Source organism: Roseateles sp. P5_E11 (assembly GCF_054049355.1).
The window spans coordinates 1-3,113 of the sequence record NZ_JBFUMO010000640.1; the positions used below are offsets into that span (position 1 = coordinate 1).

Sequence of the window (3,113 nt, forward strand, 5' to 3'; positions counted from 1 at the left end):
AGGCGAGGTGGGGCAGGAAGTCGCCGATGGAGAAGCAGCCCGCGGCAATCTGGCCGCCCATCAGGTCCTGCATGCCGGGCGCCGCGCCACGGTAGGGCGCGTGCGTGAGCTTGAGGCCGGCCGCGTGCTCGAACTGGTTGCCGAGGAAGTGGGGCATGGCGCCCGCTGCGGGCGAGGCGTAGGCGGCCTTGTCGGGGTTGGCCTTCAGCCAGTCGGCCAGTTGCGCCAGTGTCTTGACGGTGGCCGRCACCTGAGGCCCGACGCCGAAACCGCAGGTCGACAGCGCCAATGGCGAGACCGGGATGACGTCGGTCGCCGGGTTGTAGGCCAGCTTGCGGTAGGCATGCGGGTAGACGGTGAACATGGACGAAGGGCCGAGCAGCATCGTCAGGCCGTCGGGGGCCGCGTCCTTCAGCGCGCCAATGGCGATGCGGCCACCGGCGCCCACCTTCTGCTCGACGAGGATGGTCTCGGCCAGCTTGCCGCGGCCGAATTCGGCGAAGCGGCGGGCCGTCGTGTCCACCGAGCCGCCGGCCGGGAAGCCGACGAGGATGCGCGGCGGCTGGCCTTGCGCGCGCGCAGCGAGCGGCAAGGCCGCGAAGGAAAGCATCAGGTGGCGTCGTTGCATCATTTCTCTTGTCTCCGGTCGTGTTGTCAGTTGATAGGCGCTGCAGTGGCAACGCGGGCGAGGCGCTCCAGGGCCGTTTGCAGTGCAGGCCCCTGGTCGCCCAGGGCCCGGACCAGTGCACGGTCATGCTCGGCGACGGCGGCTTCAAGCTTGGCCAGCAGTCTTTTGCCGGCCGGCGTCAGATGCAGGCCCCAGCTGCGCGCGTCGTCGGGCGCGTCGCGGCGCTCGACCCAGCCCTGGGCGTTGAGCCAGTCGGTCAGGCGCAGCGCGCCGCTGCGGTGCAGGCCCATGGCCTGGCCGAGCAGCCCCTGGCGCAGGCCGGGGTTGCGTGCGATCAGCACCAGGGCGGCAAAGCGCGGCGGGCTGATGTCCCACTCGGCGGTGGCGCGGTAGAAGTCCAGGTAGAGCGCGTTCTGCGCGCGCCGCAGCGCATAGCCCAGCAAGCCGTCCAGCAGGCCGTAATCCAGCCCGGGAACAGGCAACATCGGGCCTTCGGGAGGAATGGCGCTGGGGCCGTCGGGCGTGCTCACCAATCCAGCTTAGTTTTTGTTGCTCACTGCAACTATCTCGCTTACCCTGAGTTAACCTGAGCTCATGAAGATCCTGATCGCAGGCGGTGGCATCGGCGGGCTGACGGCCGCGCTGGCCCTGCACGCACGCGGCCACGCCGTGACGGTGCTGGAGTCGGTGCGGGAACCTAAACCGCTGGGCGTGGGCATCAATCTGCTGCCGCATGCGGTCGCCGTGCTGGACGAATTGGGCCTGCTGCCGGCGCTGCGCGGCATGGCCGTCGAGACCTCGGCCCTCGTCTTCGCCAACAAGCACGGCCAGGCCATCTACCGCGACCCGCGCGGCCTGGAGGGCGGCTACAGCCATCCGCAGTTCAGCATCCATCGCGGTGAGCTGCAGATGCGGCTCTGGGCCGAAGCCTCGGCCAAGGTCACGGTGCTCGACGGCCAGCGCGTCGTCAACGTGCGCGATGAAGGCGACGACCGCGCCATTGCCGAGATCGCAACCGTGGATGGCCCGCGCGAGCAGGCGGCCGATCTCGTCATCGGCGCCGACGGCATCCACTCCGCTCTGCGCCGACGCCTCGCACCCGACGAAGGTGCGCCCTGTTGGCGCGGCGTCATGATGTGGCGTGGCACGACCTGGGCACCGCCCTTCCTGGACGGCCGCACCATGGTGCAGGCCGGCCACAGCCAGGCCAAGTTCGTCGTCTACCCGATTGGCGCACCGCGGGCCGACGGGCTGCAGCTCATCAACTGGATCGCCGACCGCCGCGTGCAGGAGCCCACGCCCGGCCTGACCGCCCCCGACCGCGCCGACTGGAGCCGCGTCGGCAATCTCGACGACCTGCTGCCCACCTTTGGTCACTGGCACTTCGACTGGCTGGACGTGCCTGGCCTCATCAGCCGCGCCGAGCAGATGCTGGAATGGCCCATGGTGGATCGCGATCCGCTGCCACGCTGGCAGCTCGGCCGCTCGACGCTGCTGGGTGACGCAGCCCACCCGATGGTGCCGATCGGCTCCAACGGCGCGACCCAGGCCATCATGGATGCCAAGGCGCTGGCCGAGGCCCTGAGCGCGCACGCCGACCTCGACACGGCACTGGCCGCCTACGAGGACGAACGGCGGCCGATGTGCGCCCGCATCGTCGAGATGAACCGCCGCGAAGGGCTGGACGCCATCCTCGACCGCGTGGAGGCCCTGGCACCGGAGGGCTTCGCCCGGCTGGCGGACGTCATCGACCCCGCCGAGGTGGCGGCCGAGATCAATGCGTACAAGGCGGCTGCGGGGCATCGCACACGCGCCCCTTGATCACCGCCGGGGCCGCGAGGATCATCGCGCCCCATGCCTTCACCCAAGCTCGGCCGCTCCGTTCCACCCCACGAACGCCATCCGGTCGCCTGGTACCAACCCAGCGTGCTGTGGACTGCCGCCAACCAGGTGCTGTCGTCACTGGACCAGCTGCGCAACCGCGACGGCCGCGAGGCCCAGCCGCAACCGCTGGTGGTCATCGACCGCAGCCAGCCCGAGGCCGACGGTACGTTCTGGTTTGATTTCATCGCCGACACCGGTGACGGCGGCAACGCCAGCTATGCGGTGGCGAGCGCCGCGCTGGCGCCCGAGCTGGCGCTCGACGGCGAGACCCTGCAGACACTCCCAAGAGGCCAGCTGCTGCTCTTCGGTGGCGACCTCGCCTACCCGGCCGCCAGCACCGAGGACTACCGCTACCGCTTCGTCGAGATGTTCGAGGCGGTGCGCAACGACTTCGCCGACACCCTGGTGCGCGGCCGGCGGCTGACGCTGGCGGCCGTGCCGCAGAACCACGACTGGATGGACTCGGCCTCGACCTTCAGCCGCTACTTCGTGCGTGGCTACGACTCGGCACCGCTGCTGGGCGCCGACATCCCGCAGCGCCAGTCCTACTTTTGCGTCAAGCTGCCCGGCGGCTGGTGGGCCCTGGCCCTGGACTTTGCAC

At 70.1% G+C, this 3,113-nt stretch carries 3 protein-coding genes and 1 pseudogene; 2 read left to right on the forward strand and 2 right to left on the reverse strand.

The annotated features are described in order from the left end of the window. Nucleotides 1-628, reverse strand: a 628-nt coding sequence (locus ACXJKR_RS28375; RefSeq protein ID WP_457325676.1) for a tripartite tricarboxylate transporter substrate-binding protein, incomplete at its 3' end; no start/stop codon positions are given. Nucleotides 629-654: 26 nt separating this feature from the next. Further along, nucleotides 655-1,158: a MarR family winged helix-turn-helix transcriptional regulator gene (locus tag ACXJKR_RS28380; protein ID WP_235531798.1), complete on the reverse strand. Its 504-nt coding sequence runs from the start codon at nucleotides 1,156-1,158 to the stop codon at nucleotides 655-657. Between the two features lie 64 nt (nucleotides 1,159-1,222). Between ACXJKR_RS28380 and ACXJKR_RS28385 the strand changes: the two genes are divergently transcribed. Both ACXJKR_RS28385 and ACXJKR_RS28390 read left to right on the forward strand, forming a co-directional pair. Next, a complete protein-coding gene (locus ACXJKR_RS28385) occupies nucleotides 1,223-2,449 on the forward strand; it encodes a flavin-dependent oxidoreductase (RefSeq protein ID WP_457325677.1) in 1,227 nt (408 codons plus the stop codon). Nucleotides 2,450-2,482: 33 nt separating this feature from the next. Beyond that, nucleotides 2,483-3,113 (forward strand): annotated as a pseudogene (locus tag ACXJKR_RS28390) (hypothetical protein); the annotation flags it as partial.